Source organism: Pseudobutyrivibrio sp. MD2005, assembly GCF_000621865.1.
GTDB lineage: Bacteria > Bacillota > Clostridia > Lachnospirales > Lachnospiraceae > Pseudobutyrivibrio.
The window spans coordinates 41,609-62,803 of record NZ_KK211360.1; the positions used below are offsets into that span (position 1 = coordinate 41,609).

Consider the following 21,195-nt stretch of genomic DNA (forward strand, 5'->3'; position numbering starts at 1 on the left):
AGGAAATTAATGGCGGGATCACTAGTAGGTCAGATTGTTAATGGTGAGTATAAGAAGACAGCGGCTTCCAATGATGCTACAAAAGCAAATAGCACCACTAGCACATCGAAAACGGCCTCAAAAGAGGGGACTCAGTACAACGAAGAAATGTTTTTACAGCTTCTTGTAGCTGAAATGCAATATCAAGATCCACTAGAACCAACTGACAATGGTCAGTATGTTCAACAGCTTGCTTCATTTACACAAATCGAAGCAATTCAGTCAGTACAAAGCGATATGGCTACAATCCAGGCTAATAGCCTAGTTGGTAAAGTAGTTATTATCGACGCAGATAATGAAGAGATACACGGTGTAGTTGATTACGTAACAACAGATGATGATGGCAAAATGTTTGCATCAGTTGATGGTAAGGAATACGAAATCGACGATATCAAATCTGTAGTGAATGAAACATATTACAATGCAGTAATGACAATAGACGCATTTAACACAATGGTAGCAAAACTTCCAACAACAGAAACAGTTACATTGGGAGATGAAAAGGCTATCACAGATGTAATGAATGTCTATAATGCAATGGATTCATATACACAGGGATTTGTATCTAAAGAGACAGTGGATTATATAAAAGCATTGGCAGCTAAGTTTGCAGAGCTAAAGAAAGCAAAGGAAGAGTCCGATAATAATAACGAGACAGTTTCTGAAACGGCTGCAACAAGCAATACTAACACAAATGAAGAGACTACAGAAAGTGCAGAAGAAGAGACCTCAGAGGAAGTTGCCCCTACAGAAACAGAAGGAGCTTAATGAATTAGGAGGTATGCATGAATAACATCAATTTTAATCCGAATTTCACCTCCATTGAGCAAGTAGCTGGAACTTATCTCAATCCAGCAGCTGAGTCTAGACCACTCGGCAACATTAACGGAGCAAGCTTCGAAGATATATTTAAACAGAAGTTACAAAGTGCTTCTGATTTAAAGTTTTCAAAGCATGCAACTCAGAGATTAGATGATAGAAACATCGAACTTACTGAGGAACAATCCCTTAGACTTTCAGAAGGAGTTCAGAAGGCTCAGGAAAAAGGGATTACTGATTCGCTTGTACTTGTAGATACATTGGCTTTTATAGTTAACGTACCTAATCAAACGGTTGTAACTGCAATGGATCAGACAGAATCAGATGAGAACATTTTTACAAATATTGACGGTGCTGTAATAGTTTAGCTGGACCTTATGGAAGCTAATTGCCCCTGACTGACAGATGGGGCAACACAGTCACCTCAATAGCACTATGCTTTGAGGAGGTCATTCATTATGATGAGATCACTTTTCTCTGGTGTAGCAGGTCTTAAGACCCACCAGACAAAGATGGATGTTATTGGTAATAACATCTCTAACGTTAACACAGTTGCGTTCAAATCATCTTCAACAACTTTTTCTGATATTATGTATCAGACCACTTCACAGGCTTCAGGAGCAACAGCTACTCGAGGCGGTACAAATGCTAAGCAGATAGGTCTTGGTGTTACTAATGGTGCAACCAAGATTTCCATCACATCCGCTGGTGCTGCCCAGTCTACTGGTGATGCTCTTGATATCAGACTTACAGATACAAACACAACAAACTTTTTCATCGTAAATAATGGTTCTGAGAACGTATTTACAAGAGCTGGATCTTTCTATCTTGATGGAAATGGTAACCTTGCCATGACAACAACTGGTTATTTAGTTATGGGTTGGCAGGTAGATCCAGGAAATCCTAAGGAAGTAGTAAAGGATACTGTTACACCTCTTAGAGTTATGAAACCTGAGAATCTAACAAGTGCGCCTGAGGCAACAACACAGGCTAATTTCTCTGGTGTAATTGATAAGACTGACAGCCAGTTCAGCTCAACAGGTGGATATGTTCGTTCATTCACATTCTATGATAACCTTGGTTATTCATATACAGCTAAGTTTGCTATTAAGCGTGTTGGCGATGGTACTTCAGGTGAGTATACAATCGGTTTAACAAACGTTTATGATTCCAACAACAAAGATATCCTTGCTGATTATGTGGCAGATGGTGGTACAATCCAAAATATCTTTGGTGAGACAAACCCAACTACATCAGCTTATTCCCTTGCCGAAGGCTTTAAAACACAACAGCAGGGTAACCTTACATATGAGCTTGTAGATGCCAACAACAATGTATTAACATACGATGCAGCTACTAAGACATTTAAGAATGCTGCAGAAACAGTAAGTTATACATTGGCTCAGGTTTGCGGTGCCTCAGGCGACAATGTTACCGGTGCAACAATTGGCAATGGTGTAATCAATGTCACAGAGACCACCATAAGCTATGACTTAAAGTTTGATACCAAAGAGGGTACATTGACAGCTGCTGGAGAGGATGGACAGACACAGCTTCAGTTTAATGCTTCATTGCTTGGACCATACAGAGAAAATGTTCCTGTTACAAACGCTATTTCTAATATCACAATTGACTTTTCACAGCTATTAAACTATGACAATGGCGGAACATCTACTGCAGTAGCAGATGCAGGTGCTACAGATGGAACAACTGGAAGAGGTAAAAAGCTTGGTACTATGACTGGTCTTTCAGTTCAGAATGATGGTAGAATTTACGGATCTTACAGCAATGGTAATACAGTTCTCTTAGGACAGATTGCAGTAGCACAGTTTGCAAATGCATCAGGTCTTGAAGAACTTGGTGACAATTGTTACAAGACAACACTTAACTCTGGCGAATTCGATGGTATTGGTATAGATATTTCTGCTGATGGTTCTTCAATGAACACAGGTCAGCTTGAAATGGCTAACGTAGACCTTTCATCTGAGTTTACAGATATGATTACAACACAGCGTGGATTCCAGGCAAATTCAAGAATCATTACAGTATCAGACACAATGCTTGAAGAACTTATAAACCTCAAGCGTTAATGACAATTTAAAGGATTAAAAATACCCGCTCAGCTTTTAAACTGGGCGGGTATTTTGTGTTATACAGATTGATTTTTAATTATTTCAAAGCCTAATTTCATTGCTTTATCAGGTATATCAGGCTTAGCTATTTTATCAAGCAAAAATGTTGCTCCTTCCATACCGCATTCTCTGTAATAAAAATGTACGGTAGTAAGGCTAGGTGAAAGAATAGAAGAAGGTTTACTTTCGCCAAATCCTGCAACAGCAATATCCTCAGGGATTTTTATTTTGTATTCGTTTAAATATTTGATGGCACCTAAAGCTATAGTATCTGTTGCGCATAAAATAGCATCGATGTTTTTATTCTCACTAAGCAAAGCCTTTGTATTTTCGTAGCCATTATCCATGTAGAAGGAACCGGATTTGATTGTACCTTCAGGAAGCTTGATATTATTCTTTTCTAAGGCATCTAAAAAGCCTTTCTTTCTGTTAACACCTACAGCAATATCTTGTTCTGTAACGCCGATATAGCCAATATTTTTATGGCCTTTACTTAGAATGTAATTTGTTAATTCGAAAGCTGCCGTGTAATCATCGTGGAATATGCAGGTAGATATATCAGTCTGCTGTCCAAGCACCACGTATGGGATAGTAAGGTCCTTAAGAGCTTTTTTGTGCTTTGGAGTAAGTACAGTTCCAAGCAGGATAATTCCATCAACGATGTTCTGTTTGAAGGTGTTAATGAATTCTATTTCTTTTTCATCATGGTTATCAGTGTTTGCCAAAAGCATTTTGTAGCCCTTTTCATTTAGAACATCACCGATACCTGCAACAACTTGTGAAATTGAATCGGAATCGATTTTGGGGATAATTACACCGATGATTTTAGTCTTTTTGGTCCGCAGGGTCTGGGCCTGGGTAGATGGAATATATCCGGTCTCATCTATTACTTTTGCTATGGCTTGCCTCTTTTCTTGGCTTAGGTATCCGTTGTTTAGATATCTGGAAACAGCAGCAGGGGAAACACCAGCAAGCTTTGCTATTTGATTAATATTCATGGTTTGCTCCTAAAATATTATTGAAATCGTTTTCACTACTCATATTATATTTATAAGGGACGACGAAATCAAAGATTTGGGGCAATTATAAGATAATTACAGACTTTTTTGTGAAAAACATATAAAAAACATGTGTAATCGTTATCACACATTACTAATAGGAATTTTTTTCTAAGGGTTATATAATGTCACTATGATATGAAATCGATTTCACATCTTTCACAATCGATTTCAGTTTTATTTAACAAAAGAAAAAATAGAAAGGGAAAAACATGGACTACAGATCATGTGCAAGCCAAATCTACGAGCAGATTGGTGGAAAGGATAATTTAATCTCAGCTGCACACTGTGCAACTAGACTTAGATTAGTAATTGCTGATAACAGCAAGGTAAATGTACCAGCATTAGAGGAGATTGATGGAGTTAAGGGTGTATTTGATGCATCAGGTCAGCTTCAGCTCATCATCGGTACAGGTACCGTTAACAAGGTTTATGATGAGTTTATCGATATAGCAGGTATCGAAGCATCTACAAAGGAAGAGCTTAAGCAGGTTGCTGCAAGCAAAGCACCTTGGTGGAAGCGAGCTATTAAGACTCTTGGTGATATTTTTATCCCAATCATTCCAGCTATTGTTGCAACTGGTCTTTTAAATGGTTTACTTGGCGGCCTTGTACAGGTTTGGCCATCAATGGCTGATTCATATTTCTATAATCTAGTAAATATGTTCTCAAACACAGCACTTACATTCTTGCCAATTCTTATTGCTATTTCAGCAGCTAAGATTTTTGGAGGAAATATTTATCTTGGCGCTGTAATTGGTATGATTATGATTCATCCAAGCTTAGTTAATGCCTGGACAGTGGCAAGCGGAGCAGAGACATCTACACTTTGGTCTTGGTTTGGAGCTTGGAACATTGATAACGTAGGCTACCAGGGACACGTTATTCCTATCGTACTTTCTGTATGGTTGATGTGCGCTATCGAAAAGAAGCTACACAAGATTGTTCCAGAGATGTTTGATTTATTCGTAACACCTCTTTGTTCAGTTCTTGCAGCTGGTTTCATTGCTATGACAGTTATTGGACCAATCTTTGCACAGATTGAAACATGGGTTCTTTCAGGAGCTAAGGCACTTATCGCTATTCCATTTGGTATCGGTGCATTCCTTATGGGTGGTTTCTATGCTCCAACAGTACTTGCTGGTGCTCACCACATGTACAATGCAATCGAGATGATGATGCTTTCAGATAACGGCATGAACATCTGGATGCCAATCGCTACAGCAGCAAATGTTGCACAGGGTGCAGCTGCTCTTGCAGTATCATTAAAGACAAAAAATAAGAAAACAAAGTCAATGGCCCTTCCAGCATCGCTTTCAGCCTTCATGGGTATTACAGAGCCAGCAATCTTCGGTGTTAATATTCGTTACGGAAAGCCATTTATCGCAGGTATGATTGGTGGTGCAGTAGGTGCATGTATTGCTTCTATTGCAGGAGTTTACGCTACAGCAAACGGTATCACAGGTTTATTCGGACTTCTTATCGTAACTGATTGTTTACCAGGATATTTACTTTCATTTGCAGTTGCATCAGTTGTTGCATTTGCAGCATCATGGCTTCTTTACAAGGACGAAGAGAAGGCTGCTTCAGCACCAGCTGATTCAAAGCCTGCTATGAACTTAGAGCCGAATACAGTATATGCTCCTCTTAAGGGTGAAATCATTCCTCTTACAGAGTCTACAGATCCTGTATTTGCAAGTGAGGCACTTGGAAAAGGTATCGCTATTAATCCTTCTGAAGGTAAAGTAGTTGCACCTTTCAACGGTACAGTTGCAATGCTTTATGATACAAAGCATGCTATTGGTCTTGTAAGTGATGATGGCATTGAGGTTCTTATCCACATCGGTCTTGATACAGTTAAGTTAAACGGAGAGCACTTCACAGCCCATGTTGCTCAGGGAGACAAGGTTTCTTGTGGACAGACACTTGTAACATTTGATATGAATGCTATCACAAAAGCTGGATATCCACTTGTTACACCAGTTATCGTTTCTAACACACCAAATTATTCTGAAGTTAACAGCATTAAGATGGGTGAAACAGATTTAAGTGAAAAGATTTTAGCAGTAGCAAAATAAAAGGTGTTTAATAGATGAGTTTAAAAGACAACAAGTATTTAACTCCTAGATTTCATCTTTTTCCAAAAAGCGGCTGGCTTAATGACCCTAACGGCCTTTGCCAGCTTGGTGGCATACATCACATATTTTTCCAGTATTCACCAGATCAGCCTAAGGGCGGCGAGAAAACCTGGGGGCATTACTCCACGAAGGATTTCATCAATTATGAATTTACTGGAGTATTTATGAAGCCTGACATTCCAGAGGATGCAAGTGGTGTTTATTCAGGATGTGCCTATGTAGAAAATGACACGATGTACATTTATTACACAGGAAATGTAAAGCATGCTGGAGACTACGATTACATCCTTGATGGAAGAGAGAGCAATACAACTTTAGTAACTAGTGAGGACGGCATTAACGCCAGCGGAAAAAGAGTATTGCTGAGAAGCCAGAATTATCCTGATAGTCTTACACTTCATGTCAGAGATCCAAAGGTATTATGCCATGATGGTATTTATTACATGACACTTGGTGCAAGAACAAAAAAGGATGAAGGATGCGCTATTGTATTCAAATCTAAGGATAAGATTAATTGGGATTTTAGCCACTTCATAGAAAAAGCAGATTATGGTTATATGTGGGAGTGTCCGGACCTGTTTTATGTAGATGGCAAGCAGTTCCTTTCGATATCACCACAGGGATTGGAAGCGCAGGAATATTGCTTCCAGAACATTTACCAGTCTGGTTATTTTAATACAGATAAGGATTTGCTTTTAGATGGCCAGGGCTTAGGTGAGTTTACAGAGTGGGATTATGGATTCGATTTTTATGCACCACAGACATATGTGGATGAAAAGAAAAGGACAATCCTGATTGCATGGATGGGTATGCCTGATGCAGAATATGGCCATGACGCGTCGATAGAGGATGGCTGGCAGCATATGTTGACACTGCCTAGGGAATTGGTTTATGACAGCGAAACAGGAAAGCTACGCCAGTTGCCTATAGAGGAAATCAAGGGATTAAGAGATAAAAAAATAGATATCAAAGACATTGAAGACACTGAAATTTATGAGTTGGATTTGTCGGACTTCGGAGAAAATGATTTCTCTATTCAGTTAAATAAAGGATTTGATATCAAATTCAGCAAGCTTAAACATGATCTGGTATTTTCTTTTACTGACAAAGAGCTTGGATGTAATAGAACATGCAGAAAGTTAAAGCTGGCTGACGGGGAGAGAGTTGAAAATATGAAGATTTTTGTGGATACATGCAGTATCGAAATCTTCATAAATGATGGTATTTATACATATACAACTAAATATTTTAAGGCTAAGGAAATTAAGAATTGGGTTTCTTTTGAGGGGAGTATCGAAAGTATAAAAGCTTATAGTCTTAGGCCTTTTAATATAAATATATAGTTGAAAAAGGATGACACTTGCTTGTAATGCGAGGGTCATCCTTTTTTATACTTCTTGTTTAATATATAAAAAATGAGCGAAAATTCTAAAAATTTTGTGAAAAAACTATATTTTGTGGTTTGGACATGAAAAAAACACAATAATATGAGACGATTTTACTTATAAAAGTGGACATTAATTTATAAATCTAGTAAAATATACACAAAAGTTAAAACGCGTAATTCATTGACTTTGCTAGGTTTTACTAAAATTTTGCGGAGGTGGTGATAGCTTTGGATATAGCTTCTTTAGCTGGTTTGGTACTGGGTGTTGTAATGGTCATCTTCGGTATCGTTTCTTCAGGTGGTGTAGCAGCCATGGCCAACTTCATAGACGTTCCATCTGTTATTATCACAATCGGCGGTTCATTGTCGTCTTGTATGGCATGTAATAAAATGCCTGACTTCATCGGAGGTCTTAAAGGTATTACTTTAGCTATTAATGAACCAAAGGTCGGTAGTCCAGCAGATAGTATTAGTCAGATTATTAATCTAGCAAATATTTCTAGAAAAGAAGGTATTCTGGCACTTGAAGAAGCTTCCCACAGCATTGAGGATGATTTCCTGAAAAAGGGTATCAACCTTGTAGTTGATGGTACAGATCCAGAGCTTGTTAGAGCGATTCTTGAGACAGATTTGGACTGTATGGAAGATAGACATAAAGTTACAATTAACTTCTGGTCAAAATGGGGTGAAATGGGACCAGCCTGGGGAATGATTGGTACCCTGGTTGGACTTGTAAATATGCTTAAGAACCTTGAGGATGCTTCCACAATCGGACCTAACATGGCCGTAGCGTTACTTACCACACTTTATGGTTCGCTAATCGCCAACTGGCTTACTGGTCCTATCGGAACAAAGCTTGGTGTTAATCATGCCCTGGAGGTTATGACAAAGAGTATCACCGTAGAAGGGTTGCTTTCAATACAAGCTGGTGAGAACCCACGAGTTATTGAAGAAAAGCTTAAGTCCTTCTTACCACCTGCAGCACGTGGTGCTATTGGTGAAGGAGGAGGTGAGGGCTAATGGCAAAGAAGCAAAAGCAAGAAGAAGCTCCTGCTGGTTCTCCTGCCTGGATGGCCACTTTCTCCGACTTGATGAACTTGCTACTATGTTTCTTCGTGTTGCTTTTCTCTATGAGTAGTACCGATACTGAAAAGTTTCAGGAAGTAATTGCAAGTATCCAGTCAAGCTTTAGTATTTTTTCTTCAGGCGGCACCTCTATTGGAGAGGGACAGATGATTTCATCTGGTATTAGCCAGCTTGAAATGTTTGATGATTATTTTAACAGCGTTCATGATGGTGATGATGAGCAATACGAAAAGGAAGGCTCAACAGATACCCAAAATGAAGGTGAACAACAAACTGACGGTTCTGCAACAAATGAAGGAGATCAAACCTCTAACGGAATATCCGTAGAAGAGGCGCAAGAAGCTCTTGAAGAGGCTGGCGCATCAGAAAGCGAATCAATCGCTGAGCGAGTAGAACAAAAGCTTCAGGAATACGGATTGCAGGATCAGGTTGAAGTTGATTTTAATGCAAATTACGTAATGATTACCATAAATGGTGCATTACTTTTTCAATCAGGAAAGGCCGAACTTACAGAAGACGCACTTACAATAGTTGATAACCTTTCAAAGATTTTAGTTGAATACGATAATAACATTATCGAAATTGAGGGCCACACCGATAATGTTCCGATGTCATCTGGCAAATATGCCAACAATGATGTCTTATCTATGTACAGAGCACTTTATGTTGCTGATCGTATTAGGCAGGTGACAAATCTTAATCCTGCTTATATCAAATCAGCTGGTAGAGGTGAATATGTTCCAATAGCTGATAATAGTACAGCCGAGGGACGAGCTAGAAATAGACGTGTCGAAATTAAAATTTACAACTCATATTCATCTGATCTGGGTGAATAAGAAAGGCAAAACATGAAAAAGAATTTGATTACAGTAATAATTCTAGCACTTGTAGTTGTCAATCTTGTTTTAACGGCTGTTTTGACAATCACAATCATACCAGAGACACAAAAAGCTAATGAGCTTATCACAAAGGTTTGCTCAGCCATAGATTTAGATTTGGTAGCTGGAGATACAGCAGGCTCTCTAAGTATCAATGTTGCCGATATGGTTGATTACGCTGTTAATGACGGTGCAAGCATGACAATCAACCTTGCTGATAGTGGTGATGGCAGCTTACACTATGCAGTGCTTGTTATTTCGCTTTCTCTTGACAGTACTAGCGAAGATTACGCTACATTTGGCGATGGCGCTGGAAACTTAGCTGCTCAGGATAATATCATTAGTGATACAATCAAGACAGTAGTTGCAAGTCACACAATTGAAGATATGAGACAAAATGAAGATGCTGTTAAGGAAGAAATTCTTGAAGCACTTCAGGGATTGTTTAAGTCAGCGTTTATTGTAAGAGTTAACTTCTCAAGCGCTACATATCAATAAAGTTGACAAAATAAGGGACGAATGGTGGTGAGAAAACATTGGGTGACGTTCTTTCACAAAACGAAATAGATAACCTCTTAAATGCGTTAACTAGCGGTGAATTAGACGCGGAAGAGATTAAAAACAACAAAGAGAAGCCCGTAAAGAACTATGATTTTGCCAGACCATCCAAGTTTTCGAAGGAACACCTTCGAACCATGGAGATTATATTTGAACATTACGGTCGATTACTTTCAACCAACTTACCAATCTTTTTACGTAAGAACATTCAGGTTGAGGTAATGAACTCCGAAGCAGTTACCTACATGGAGTTTTCAAATTCTCTATCAAATCCGGTATTGCTAGGAGTTGTAGATTTTGCACCTCTTGAGGGCAACATAATAGTTGAAATGGCATCTAATCTTGGCTTTGCCATGGTAGATAGAATGCTAGGCGGAGAGGGCGAACCTCTGGACAAGATTAGAGATTTTTCAGAAATTGAGCTTTTGCTTATAGAAAGAGTCATGAATTCCTGTGTAGAGCTTTTAAGAGAGCCTTGGGAGAACGTTTTAGATGTTCATCCTAGACTTGAAAGAATTGAGACTAATTCTCAGTTCGCACAGATTATATCACCTTCAGAAATGATTGCTATTGTTACAGTCAATATAAAAATTGGTGATGTAGAAGGACTCATGAATATTTGTCTACCTTTTATTACTTTAGAGCCAGTCATGGACAAATTAAACACAAAGTTCTGGTATAGTAGTCAAAAGGAGAAGGCAGGAGAAAGTTATTCCGACACTGTGGAAGCACTTATTAGTCACGCTAAGATTCCAGTTACAGCGGTTTTAGGAAACAGTACTATTACAGTTGCAGATTTTTCACAGCTACAGGTAGGAGATGTGGTTAGACTTAACACAAAGGTTGATCAAGAGCTAGATGTTTTCGTGGGAGACATAAAGAAATTTCAAGCCCTTCCGGGAGCATCAGGTAAGGACTACGCAGTTAGAGTGACACAAATCATAAGGGAGGAGCAGTAGAATGGGCGACGGTGTATTATCACAGGATGAGATAAATGCACTACTTAGTGGGGGCATTCCCGACGCGCCAGCAGGTGAACCTTCATCTGGAGGGGGCGGCGGAGGAGAACTTTCGGAACAGGAGATAGACACAATTGGTGAGGTTGCCAACATTAGTATGGGTTCCGCGGCCACCACGTTATTCTCTCTTGTAAACCAAAAAGTAGAGATTTCAACTCCGGTTGTTAGTGAGACCAATTGGGACGAGCTGGCGGCCAATTATGATAATTCTTGTGTAGTAGTTAGAATTGGCTACACAAAGGGCCTTGATGGTAGTAATATCCTGGTCTTAAAGGAAGACGATGTAAAGGTTATTACAGACCTGATGATGGGTGGAGATGGAACCAATATTGAAGGCGAAATCTCAGATTTACATCTATCAGCTATTTCAGAGGCTATGAACCAGATGATGGGTGCTTCGGCGACATCCCTATCATCAATGCTTAACAAAATGGTCGATATTTCACCACCTACAGCCACACTTACAGATTTGGCTACTATAGATGCTGGTGAAATTGATGAATTCCTAAAGAGCAACTTCGTAAGAATTGCCTTTAAGATGCAGATTGGAACACTTGTAGACAGTGAAATGATGCAGTTGTATCCAATCACGTTGGCTAAGGAGATGTGTGGTTCCGTACTTAATAATATGGAATCGGATTCCAACTCGACTGTTGATGATGGAGCCTTTGATTCGGCAGCACCAGCATCTGAACCAGCACCAGCTCCACAGGCGGCGCCACAAGCGGCAGCTCCGCCACCAGCACAGCCAGCAATGGACCCGAATATGATGGCAGGACAGATGCCACAGGGTCAGCCAATGATGATGCCTCAGTACATGTATCCGCCTCAGCAACAGGTGAATGTACAACCGGCACAGTTCTCACCGTTTGGACCAGGCTTCGCGGCTCAGTTCGCACAGGAGAACATAGACTTGATTCTTGACGTACCTCTCGAGGTTACAGTAGAATTAGGTCGTACCAACAAAACAATCCAAGACATTTTGGATTTTGCTCCAGGTACCATCATCGAGCTAAATAAAATAGCCGGTGAACCAATAGATGTACTTGTTAATGGCAAGTACGTGGCAAAAGGCGAAGTAGTAGTAATCGAAGAGTCTTTTGGTGTACGAATTACAGAAATCATCAAAGAATAAACAATATATTTTTAAGGAGATGAAGACATGGCAAAAAACATTTTAATCTGTGATGACGCTGCTTTCATGAGAATGATGATTAAGGACATTCTCACAAAGAATGGCTACAATGTAGTCGGAGAGGCTGAGAACGGCAAGATTGCTGTTGATAAGTATTCAGAGCTTTCTCCAGATCTTGTTCTTCTTGATATCACAATGCCTGAGATGGATGGTATTGGCGCCCTTAAGGCAATCAAGGAAAAAGATCCTAATGCATGTGTAATTATGTGTTCTGCTATGGGTCAGCAGGCAATGGTTATCGAAGCCATTCAATCAGGCGCAAAAGATTTTATTGTTAAGCCTTTCCAGGCAGAGCGTGTTCTCGAGGCCGTTAAGAAGGTTATAGGTTAGGCATGCTTACTCTTTCGGCAGCGGGAGAGAGTCTTTTCCAACTATTATTTGCGATATTTGTATTTATTGGCGTACTTGCCCTCACTGCGTTTGTTACAAAGTGGATAGCAGGTTACCAAAAGATGCAGGGCCTTAATAGAAACCTTGAGGTTATTGAAGCTATTAGGCTTGCAAATAATAAATATATTCAAATTATTCGAGCTGGTGAGGATAAATACTTCGTCATAGGTGTAGGTAAAGATGAAATTACTAAGCTTGGCGAATTATCCTCATCCCAGCTTAAAGAGATTGAACAGGCTGATTCCTTAATGCAGCCTCAGATGGATTTTAAATCCATATTGGAAAAGCTTTCAAAGAAAGAAAAATAATAATACGGACAAGAATGTTATGAATAAGTTGAAGAAGGCGTATGTTATTTTTAGCTTGATTTTTTCAATCACTGTAATAGCAGTATCGCTTTTTGTTGGTTCTACCACTGTATATGCAACTGAATATAGTACAGAATATGGGGCAGGCAACGAGACTTATGGAGCCACTGAAAATGCGCCAAACGGTTCTGATGAAGTCGTTGGTAATAGGGATGGTTTCACTGTGACATTCGATGGAGAGGATGGTAATTTCTCTGCAACTTTAAGAATGTTGCTGGTTCTCACAATTATCACTTTGTCGCCATCGATTCTGATAATGCTAACATCCTTTACCAGATGCGTCATTGTGCTGCATTTCACACGCGCTGCTATTGGAACCAATACAGCGCCTCCAAATCAAATTTTGATTGGGTTGGCGTTGTTTTTAACATTATTCATTATGTCGCCGGTTTTTACTACCATCAAAACGGAGGCTATTGATCCATTTGATGCGGGGGAGATTACTCAGGAAGAAGCTATTGATAATGCAATTGCTCCTGTCCGCGAGTTTATGTATGGCCAGACTCAGACAAAGGATTTAGATCTTTTCTGCGATATATCTGGCATCACTTATGAAGCAAATGATTATGATTCGGTACCATTTACGGTTATTGTTCCAGCTTTTATTTTATCAGAGCTTAGAACAGCCTTTATCATCGGTTTTTTGATTTACGTACCATTTATCGTAATCGATATGGTTGTTGCATCGGTACTTATGTCAATGGGTATGATGATGTTACCGCCTACTACTATATCTTTACCATTTAAGATTCTTCTGTTCATCCTTGTTGATGGATGGAATTTAGTTATTGGCGGGTTAGTAAAGACTTTTTACTAGTACACAAGGAGAGGATAGGTTATGACTGAAGGACAGGTTTTAGATATCATAAGAAATAGTATCTATATTCTTTTGATTACATCTTTACCACTTTTATTGGTATCGCTTATCATTGGTCTAATTATTAGTATTTTTCAGACAGTCACATCTATTCAAGAGCAGACTCTTACTTTTATTCCAAAGATTATAGGCGTATTTTCAGCGCTTATGTTTTTTGGACCTTGGATGCTTACAGTTCTTACTGAATACATCACAGAACTATGGGCAAATTTCAGTATATACTTAGGCTAGAAATAGATGTTTAGTATTGATTTCACACTACGAAATTTTGAATATTTTTTGCTTCTCCTTACCCGCATATCCATGTTTGTAGTAGTGGCGCCGTTTTTCAACACGAGTAATACACCTGCAAGGGTGAAAATTGGGTTTTCTGCAATAGTAGCCCTGCTGTTATACTTTGTGGTTGATTTTAGCGCGCTGGATTATTCTACAGTAACAGGATATGCTTTTTTAGTTGTTAGAGAAGCAGTTACAGGATTGATAATAGGATTTTCTACATTTTGCTGTAACTTTATCGTTCTTTTGGCAGGTCATATGATTGATATGAACATTGGTTTATCAATGGCGCAGGAATATGATCCAGCCCTCAGAACAGAGACTTCAGTTACAGGTACCTTGTACAACAACTTTATTATGATTTTGCTGATTCTATCGGGAATGCACAGATACATTTTTCAGACTTTCTGTGATGCTTATAAGTTGATACCAATAGGCGGCACAATCTTTAAATGGGATTCGTTATTATCATCGACAATAAAGTTTATTACAGATATTTTTGTTATTGGTTTTAGAATCATTCTACCTGTGTTTGCTGTTATTATGCTTTTAAATGCAATCCTGGGTATTATGGTAAAAGTTGCACCTCAGATTCATATGTTCTCTGTTGGTGCGCAGCTTAAAATCATAGTAGGATTTGTTATTTTATTTTTGACAGTGTTCCTACTTCCTGACATAGCAGCATTTATCTTCAAGGAAATGAAGCTGATGATGTCACTTTACTTACAGGGGCTATATTGATGTATGAAAAATATCCATTGTTAATTCCATATAATCTGCAGTTCTTTGCTCCTGATGGAGAGGGCGGAGAAAAGACAGAGGAACCTACCAGTAAAAAGCTTTCTGATGCCAGAAAGGAAGGTAAGGTTGCCAAAAGTAAAGAGATTGTTAATGGTGTTTCTTTACTTGGATTTTTCTTCTGTCTAAGGGTGTTTACATCCTTTGCTGGCATCCGTCTGGAGGAAATATTTGCGTGGATATATGCTATAATTCCAGATGTAGCCACTATGAATGGAGGCCTTACAATTCAGGCTTTTCATATTATTTTTAAAGATGTTTTAGTTAAAGCGTTAATTATACTTTTGCCCTTTTTTGCAATTGGTTTTATGGTTTCCTTTGTGGGAAATCTTATACAGGTAGGTTGGAAACCTACTTTGAAGCCTTTGGAGCCTAAGCTTTCTAAGTTTAATCCAATTAGTGGTTTTAAAAGAATTTTTTCAAAGCAGTCACTAGTAAATTTAGCTCTTGCTATAGCAAAGATTTTTTTAATTTGCTATATAGCGTATACTAGTATTAAAGATCAGGCGAATAATTTATTTATTCTATATGATGTTAGTTTAAGACAGGCTCTTAGCCTTATTTTCAGGATAATTGTTGATACAGGTCTTAAGATTAGCATAGTGTACATTGTCCTTGGATTTATCGATTACGCCTACCAAAGATGGAAGTTCAGAGACGATATGAAGATGACCAAACAAGAGGTTAAGGACGAGTACAAGAACACTGAAGGAGATCCACAGATTAAAGGTCAACAGAGACGAAGAATGATGGAAAGCTCCCAGCGTCGAATGATGAAAAATGTGCCTCAGGCTGATGTAGTTATTACAAACCCTACACACATCTCTGTGGCTATACTATATGATAATACAAAAGACGATGCGCCTCGCGTTATCGCAAAAGGTGAAGATTATCTGGCTAAAAAAATCAAGGATGTTGCAAAAGAAAACAATGTCCCTATAGTTGAAAACAAGCCTTTGTCCAGAGCATTATATGCTACAGTTGAGATAGATGAAGCAATTCCGCCTGAGTTGTATCAGGCAGTTGCTGAAATCCTGGCAGTAGTCTATACCGAAAGAAATAAAGCGGTAGTCTAAATTTTACGGAAAGGGGGATGACTTATGGATTTAACTGCTTCTGTAAAAAAAGCGGATGTTGGTATTGCGTTGTACTTGCTTGCTGCAGTTACATTCTTTGTAGTCCCAATTCCTAATTTTATATTGGATATAATGATTGCGTTTAATATTTCAATAGCACTCATTATTATGATGAACGTATTGTTTGTTCAGGAAGTTTTGGATATGTCATTCTTCCCGACATTACTTTTGTTTACAACCATTTTTAGAATTTCACTGAACGTATCATCAACAAGACTTATTCTTTCTACTGGAGACCCAGGAAACGTTGTCAGCACATTCGGTAGTTTCGTTGGTGGAAATAATCTTGTTATTGGTGCAATCATTTTCCTTATTCTGATTATCATTCAGTTTATGGTAATCAATAAAGGTTCTGAGCGTGTAGCTGAAGTATCAGCACGATTCACATTGGATGCTATGCCTGGTAAACAGATGGCTATTGATGCCGATCTTAATACCGGTGCCATAGATGATGCAGAAGCCAAAAGACGAAGAGATAAGATTCAGGAAGAATCAGCATTCTTCGGAGCTATGGACGGTGCTACTAAGTACGTAAAAGGAGATGCGACAGCCGGTCTAATCATCACTGCAATCAACCTTGCCGGTGGAACCGTAATGGGTATGATGAACCAAGGCTTACCTGCTGCAGAGGCTATCCAACAGTTCGGCATCCTTACAATTGGTGATGGACTTGTATCTCAGATTCCATCTCTTTTGATTTCACTTTCAACTGGTATTCTTGTAACAAAGGGCTCTAAAGCAGCTGATTTTTCTGGTACACTTGTACGTCAGCTTTTTGGTATACCAAAGGTTCTTTATATCGTTGGCGGTGCCATGGCATTCCTTGGAATTGCAACACCTCTTAACTGGGTGCTTTTTGTAGCTTTTGGTGCAGCATTTATCGTATCCGGCTACTCAATGTCAAAAGCAATCGGTGAAGATGAAATTGAGCAGGAGGTTGCGGCAGAGGAGACAGAAGCAGAAGAAATCAGGAAGCCGGAAAATGTTGTATCCCTTCTACAGGTTGATCCAATAGAGCTCGAATTTGGATACGGAATTATTCCTCTGGCGGATGTAAATCAGGGCGGCGATTTGCTGGATCGAGTGGTTATGATAAGGCGTCAGATAGCGTTAGAACTTGGTACTGTGGTACCGATTATACGACTGCGTGATAACATCCAGCTGAATCCTAATCAGTACATTATCAAAATCAAAGGAATTCAGGTTACAGAAGGAGAAATCCTTTTTGATCATTACATGGCTATGAATCCAGGCTACGTTGAGGAAGAAATAACAGGTATTCCTACCTTTGAACCATCCTTCCATCTTCCAGCTTTATGGATTACAGAAAGCCAAAGAGAGAGGGCGGAATCACTTGGCTATACAGTTGTTGATCCACCTTCAATCATTGCAACACATCTTACTGAAATAATCAGAAGCCACATTGCAGAGCTTCTTACCAGACAGGATGTGCAGAATCTTATTGATAATCTTAAAGAGACAAATCCAGTTATTGTGGATGAGTTGGTACCAAAGCTACTTGGACTTGGGGATGTTCAGAAAGTACTTCAGAATTTGCTTTCAGAAGGTGTATCTATCAGAGATTTGCTTTCAATCTTTGAAGTTTTAGCAGACCATGCTACCACAACCCATGATACTGATGTTTTGACAGAATATGTCCGTCAGGGATTGAAACGTGCAATCTCCGGCAGGTACTTCGCACCTAATGAGGTGACCCAGGTAATCACTGTTGACCCGAAGGTGGAACAGGATATCATGGCATCTATTAAGCAGACGGAACAGGGAGCATACCTTACCCTTGATCCTGAACGAATAAATGCTATCATTGCTTCCCTTGAGGAAGAGATTAAGAAACTGGAAGAGATGGGCAAAACACCTATTGTTGTTACATCTCCAATAGTTCGAATGTATTTCAAGAGTATGACACAAGATTATGTAAAGGACCTTATCGTAGTTTCTTACAACGAAATTGACTCAAATGTAGAGCTTTCTTCAGTAGGCATGGTAACGGGGTAGAATAAATGACAATTAATAAGTACACAGGAAAAACAGAAGACGAGGCAATGGACAAGGTTCGCAAGGAACTTGGAAATGCTGCTATCATCATGAATGTAAAGGTGGTTAAGCCAAAGGGGCTTGGCGGAATCTTTAAAAAGAGTACCTACGAGGTTACAGCGGCTGTTGAGGATGATGGCTTTTCTAAGGATGCCAAGAACCCTGCAACGCCAAATAATGAAAACAAAACAAGCTCTTTTGAGGCGGTAGCAGATGATGAGGCAATCACTTTAAAGAATGCTTTTTCGGCAGTAAACGAAGTCCTTGAAAAGCAGGGGATATCTAGCGAGACAAAGGAGCCTCCAAAGCCTGTACAGGCTGAAAAGAAAGAGTTTGAACAACCTGAAATAAAGGCTGAAGAAAAGGAAGCTCAAAAGCCTTTTGAACCATTGGCAGACAAAGTGGTTCATGCTAATGTTTTTGAACCTACATACTCAAGACCTGCTGGGACACCTGTAGCACCAGTCACTAGAGAGCCAGCTAAAAAGGTTATGGATACGCCTGCAGATGACGATATTCATATTAAGGGTACAAATCATAAACCATCTATTGACGGTGACAATCACGTCTTTGTTAAGATGCTTTATAATGTGCTTTTGGAAAATGAGGTCCAGGAAAAATACATTAATCAGGTGTTAGAGGATATGGATAAAGTCCTTAAAACAAGCCATTCACTTGACAACCTTCTTTCTAATGTTTACCAGAAGATGGTGTTGAAGCTTGGCACACCTACTAAAATCACCATTTCAGACCGTCGTCCAAAGGTAGTATTCTTTGTAGGCCCAACAGGTGTTGGCAAGACTACAACTATTGCTAAAATTGCTTCAAAGTTTAAGGTTGAAGAGGGCAAAAAGGTAGGATTAATCACAGCAGATACCTATCGTATGGCTGCGGCTAATCAGCTTCAGACTTACGCTAATATTTTAGGAGTTCCTCTAAATGTAATTTATTCTCACGAAGAATTGCTTGATACTGTAAAAAAGCAGGTTAGAGAGAACAGCGAATTAGATGTAATTCTTGTTGATACAATTGGTTTTTCTCATAAAAATGAAGAGCAGCGACAGGATACCAAAAATCTTATAAATGCTCTCGATGGTTTTTATGATAGCGAGGTATATCTTGTTTTATCAGCAACCACAAAACATAAAGATTTAATTGATATTGCCAATTCTTACATGGAATTCGCTGATTTCAATTTGATATTTACCAAGCTTGATGAAACAAACTGCCTTGGAAATATCTTTAATTTGAAGCGTCATACCGGTGCTTCGTTATCCTACATTACTGTAGGACAAAATGTTCCTGATGATATAGAAATACTTAACACCCAGAAGCTGGTTAAACAGTTATTGGGAGGAAACTAAATGGATCAAGCTGAGAATCTTAGAAATGTCATAAAGGCAAAAAACATTAGAACTGTTGAAAAAACTAAGGTTATCACGATTACATCAGGTAAGGGTGGTGTTGGTAAGTCTAACATGGCAGTTAACCTGGCTGTTAATTTTACCAATATGGGCAAGAAAGTAATTATTTTAGATGCTGATTTTGGACTTGCCAATGTAGAGGTTATGTTTGGCACCCTTCCAAAACACAATCTTTCTGATGTGATTTTTAATGGTATGAGTATCAGAGATATCATTACAACAGGGCCTATGGGAATTGGGTTTATCTCTGGAGGTTCTGGTGTGGTTGGATTAAATAATCTTAATCGTGAACAAATTGCGTTTTTAGTCCACAATCTATCACTTTTAAATGATTTATGTGATATCCTAATTATAGATACAGGGGCTGGTGTTTCTGACCAGGTCCTTGAGTTTGTTTTGGCCTCTCCGGAGGTTATTCTGGTTTCAACACCAGAGCCAAGCTCACTTACCGATTCTTATTCATTGATGAAGGCGATGTATAAGAGTCCAAAGTATTTAGAAAACGGCACTAATGTTCATTTGGTTGCAAACAAAGTTATGAATGAAGCAGAGGGCAATGCTGTGTTTGCCAAAATGTCTTCAGTCGTACAAAAGTTTTTGGGTGGTGATTTAGATTATTTGGGATATGTATCCTACGATGTTCAGCTTGAAAAAGCTGTTAGAAATCAAAGGGTGGTATCCTTGGAATATCCTTCTTCGAAGGCTGCAAAATGTTTTGAGAGCATAGCAGCCAAGATTCTGAAAAAGGATAAAGATACACATTTTAAATGGGGAGTTTCTCAAATTTTTAGCGCATTGCTTAGAGATAGGGCTTAGTTATGGAAATATATGATCTCAGACCTGGCACTCCAATAGAGTTTTCATTTGCCAGCACAAATTCAGACGTAGAAAACAACATAGAGGAAGACAGGAGTATTTATATTTCCAGTGTTTTTGGTGTTACAAAGAAAGAAGAAATAATATTCCATATTCCTACTCGTAAAGGTCATACAGTTACAATCCCTATGAATGTCCCATTTTATGCGGTCTTTAATACGAAACAAGGAATGTTTCAATTATCTGGAGAGATTACAAAGCGTGGAAGATTGGAAAACTTCCCGGTATATGTATTTGTTCCGGATAGCAAGCTTCAAAAAGTTCAAAGACGAGACTATTTTCGATTTGAATGCTTCATTCCTATAAAAGTTTTACCTGTTCCACGTGAGGTTGCGATTTTGCCAAACATGGTTTTGGTTGAGGATGATTTGGAAAAATATGGCAACACATATGGAAGAGCGGTTGAAGGTAATATTTTAGATATTAGCGGAGGCGGAGCAAAATTTAGCGCCAAAGAAAATGTTGAAACAGATAGATATATGTATGTATCATTTAGACTTAAATCCAAGGCGATTAACCAGACAATCAATGTTATAGCCAGAAGAATTAAATCTGAGTATAAACATGAATACAATATATACGAGCATCGTATAGAATTTCTTTTCAAGGAACCAGAAGATAGAGAGACGATTATTAAATACATTTTTGACGAGGACCGACGTTTAAGGAAAAAAGATCAGGGGTAA

21 protein-coding genes are annotated in these 21,195 nt (G+C 38.8%); 20 read left to right on the forward strand and 1 reads right to left on the reverse strand.

Annotated elements, in window-relative coordinates; all coding sequences use genetic code 11:
• Window positions 1–9 precede the first annotated feature (9 nt).
• The 3 genes from T498_RS0112925 (at window position 10) to T498_RS0112935 (ending at window position 2,948) form a co-directional block, all read left to right on the forward strand.
• The gene (locus T498_RS0112925; protein WP_028236283.1) at window positions 10–807 is read left to right on the forward strand and encodes a flagellar hook assembly protein FlgD; all 798 of its coding nucleotides are present in this window, start codon (window positions 10–12) and stop codon (window positions 805–807) included.
• Window positions 808–824: 17 nt separating this feature from the next.
• The gene (locus T498_RS0112930) at window positions 825–1,226 is read left to right on the forward strand and encodes a TIGR02530 family flagellar biosynthesis protein (protein ID WP_028236284.1); all 402 of its coding nucleotides are present in this window, start codon (window positions 825–827) and stop codon (window positions 1,224–1,226) included.
• Between the two features lie 90 nt (window positions 1,227–1,316).
• Window positions 1,317–2,948, forward strand: coding sequence for a flagellar hook protein FlgE (locus T498_RS0112935; RefSeq protein ID WP_028236285.1), 1,632 nt, complete (start codon window positions 1,317–1,319; stop codon window positions 2,946–2,948).
• A gap of 59 nt (window positions 2,949–3,007) precedes the next feature.
• Here T498_RS0112935 and T498_RS0112940 read toward each other — a convergent pair whose 3' ends face one another.
• A complete protein-coding gene (locus T498_RS0112940) occupies window positions 3,008–3,988 on the reverse strand; it encodes a LacI family DNA-binding transcriptional regulator (protein WP_028236286.1) in 981 nt (326 codons plus the stop codon).
• A 272-nt stretch (window positions 3,989–4,260) separates the two neighbouring features.
• On the opposite strand from T498_RS0112940, the gene T498_RS0112945 reads away from it, so the two are divergent.
• The 17 genes from T498_RS0112945 (at window position 4,261) to T498_RS0113025 (ending at window position 21,195) form a co-directional block, all read left to right on the forward strand.
• Complete coding sequence (locus tag T498_RS0112945; protein WP_028236287.1) at window positions 4,261–6,126, forward strand: PTS beta-glucoside transporter subunit IIBCA; 1,866 nt, start codon at window positions 4,261–4,263, stop codon at window positions 6,124–6,126.
• A 14-nt stretch (window positions 6,127–6,140) separates the two neighbouring features.
• Window positions 6,141–7,529: a glycoside hydrolase family 32 protein gene (locus T498_RS15845; RefSeq protein WP_051524805.1), complete on the forward strand. Its 1,389-nt coding sequence runs from the start codon at window positions 6,141–6,143 to the stop codon at window positions 7,527–7,529.
• Between the two features lie 263 nt (window positions 7,530–7,792).
• Entirely contained in the window at window positions 7,793–8,593 is an 801-nt protein-coding gene (locus T498_RS0112955) for a motility protein A (RefSeq protein ID WP_334291530.1), read from the forward strand.
• A complete protein-coding gene (locus tag T498_RS0112960; RefSeq protein ID WP_028236289.1) occupies window positions 8,593–9,495 on the forward strand; it encodes an OmpA/MotB family protein in 903 nt (300 codons plus the stop codon). The genes T498_RS0112955 and T498_RS0112960 overlap by 1 nt, the downstream gene beginning before the upstream one ends.
• A 12-nt stretch (window positions 9,496–9,507) precedes the next feature.
• Window positions 9,508–10,035, forward strand: a complete 528-nt coding sequence (locus T498_RS0112965) for a flagellar basal body-associated FliL family protein (protein ID WP_028236290.1) — start codon at window positions 9,508–9,510, stop codon at window positions 10,033–10,035.
• 38 nt (window positions 10,036–10,073) lie between these two features.
• Window positions 10,074–11,054, forward strand: a complete 981-nt coding sequence (gene fliM / locus T498_RS0112970) for a flagellar motor switch protein FliM (RefSeq protein ID WP_028236291.1) — start codon at window positions 10,074–10,076, stop codon at window positions 11,052–11,054.
• Window position 11,055: 1 nt separating this feature from the next.
• Window positions 11,056–12,249 carry a flagellar motor switch phosphatase FliY gene (fliY, locus tag T498_RS0112975; RefSeq protein ID WP_028236292.1) on the forward strand — a complete coding sequence of 398 codons (1,194 nt, stop codon included), beginning with the start codon at window positions 11,056–11,058 and terminating at the stop codon, window positions 12,247–12,249.
• Window positions 12,250–12,276: 27 nt separating this feature from the next.
• Window positions 12,277–12,639 (forward strand): response regulator, encoded by a 363-nt coding sequence (locus T498_RS0112980; protein ID WP_028236293.1) that lies wholly within the window; start codon window positions 12,277–12,279, stop codon window positions 12,637–12,639.
• A 2-nt stretch (window positions 12,640–12,641) separates the two neighbouring features.
• Window positions 12,642–13,007, forward strand: coding sequence for a flagellar biosynthetic protein FliO (locus T498_RS0112985; protein ID WP_028236294.1), 366 nt, complete (start codon window positions 12,642–12,644; stop codon window positions 13,005–13,007).
• Between the two features lie 19 nt (window positions 13,008–13,026).
• Entirely contained in the window at window positions 13,027–13,884 is an 858-nt protein-coding gene (gene fliP / locus T498_RS0112990) for a flagellar type III secretion system pore protein FliP (protein ID WP_028236295.1), read from the forward strand.
• Between the two features lie 21 nt (window positions 13,885–13,905).
• Window positions 13,906–14,175: a flagellar biosynthesis protein FliQ gene (fliQ, locus tag T498_RS0112995; protein WP_028236296.1), complete on the forward strand. Its 270-nt coding sequence runs from the start codon at window positions 13,906–13,908 to the stop codon at window positions 14,173–14,175.
• A 6-nt stretch (window positions 14,176–14,181) separates the two neighbouring features.
• Window positions 14,182–14,961 carry a flagellar biosynthetic protein FliR gene (locus tag T498_RS0113000; protein WP_028236297.1) on the forward strand — a complete coding sequence of 260 codons (780 nt, stop codon included), beginning with the start codon at window positions 14,182–14,184 and terminating at the stop codon, window positions 14,959–14,961.
• On the forward strand, window positions 14,961–16,094 hold the full coding sequence (gene flhB / locus T498_RS0113005; RefSeq protein ID WP_028236298.1) for a flagellar biosynthesis protein FlhB: 1,134 nt from the start codon (window positions 14,961–14,963) through the stop codon (window positions 16,092–16,094). Before T498_RS0113000 ends, flhB begins: the two co-directional genes overlap by 1 nt.
• A 24-nt stretch (window positions 16,095–16,118) precedes the next feature.
• Window positions 16,119–18,170 (forward strand): flagellar biosynthesis protein FlhA, encoded by a 2,052-nt coding sequence (gene flhA / locus T498_RS0113010; RefSeq protein ID WP_028236299.1) that lies wholly within the window; start codon window positions 16,119–16,121, stop codon window positions 18,168–18,170.
• Window positions 18,171–18,175: 5 nt separating this feature from the next.
• A complete protein-coding gene (gene flhF, locus T498_RS0113015) occupies window positions 18,176–19,573 on the forward strand; it encodes a flagellar biosynthesis protein FlhF (protein WP_028236300.1) in 1,398 nt (465 codons plus the stop codon).
• The gene (locus tag T498_RS0113020) at window positions 19,574–20,449 is read left to right on the forward strand and encodes a MinD/ParA family protein (protein WP_028236301.1); all 876 of its coding nucleotides are present in this window, start codon (window positions 19,574–19,576) and stop codon (window positions 20,447–20,449) included.
• A 2-nt stretch (window positions 20,450–20,451) separates the two neighbouring features.
• Window positions 20,452–21,195, forward strand: coding sequence for a flagellar brake protein (locus T498_RS0113025; RefSeq protein ID WP_028236302.1), 744 nt, complete (start codon window positions 20,452–20,454; stop codon window positions 21,193–21,195).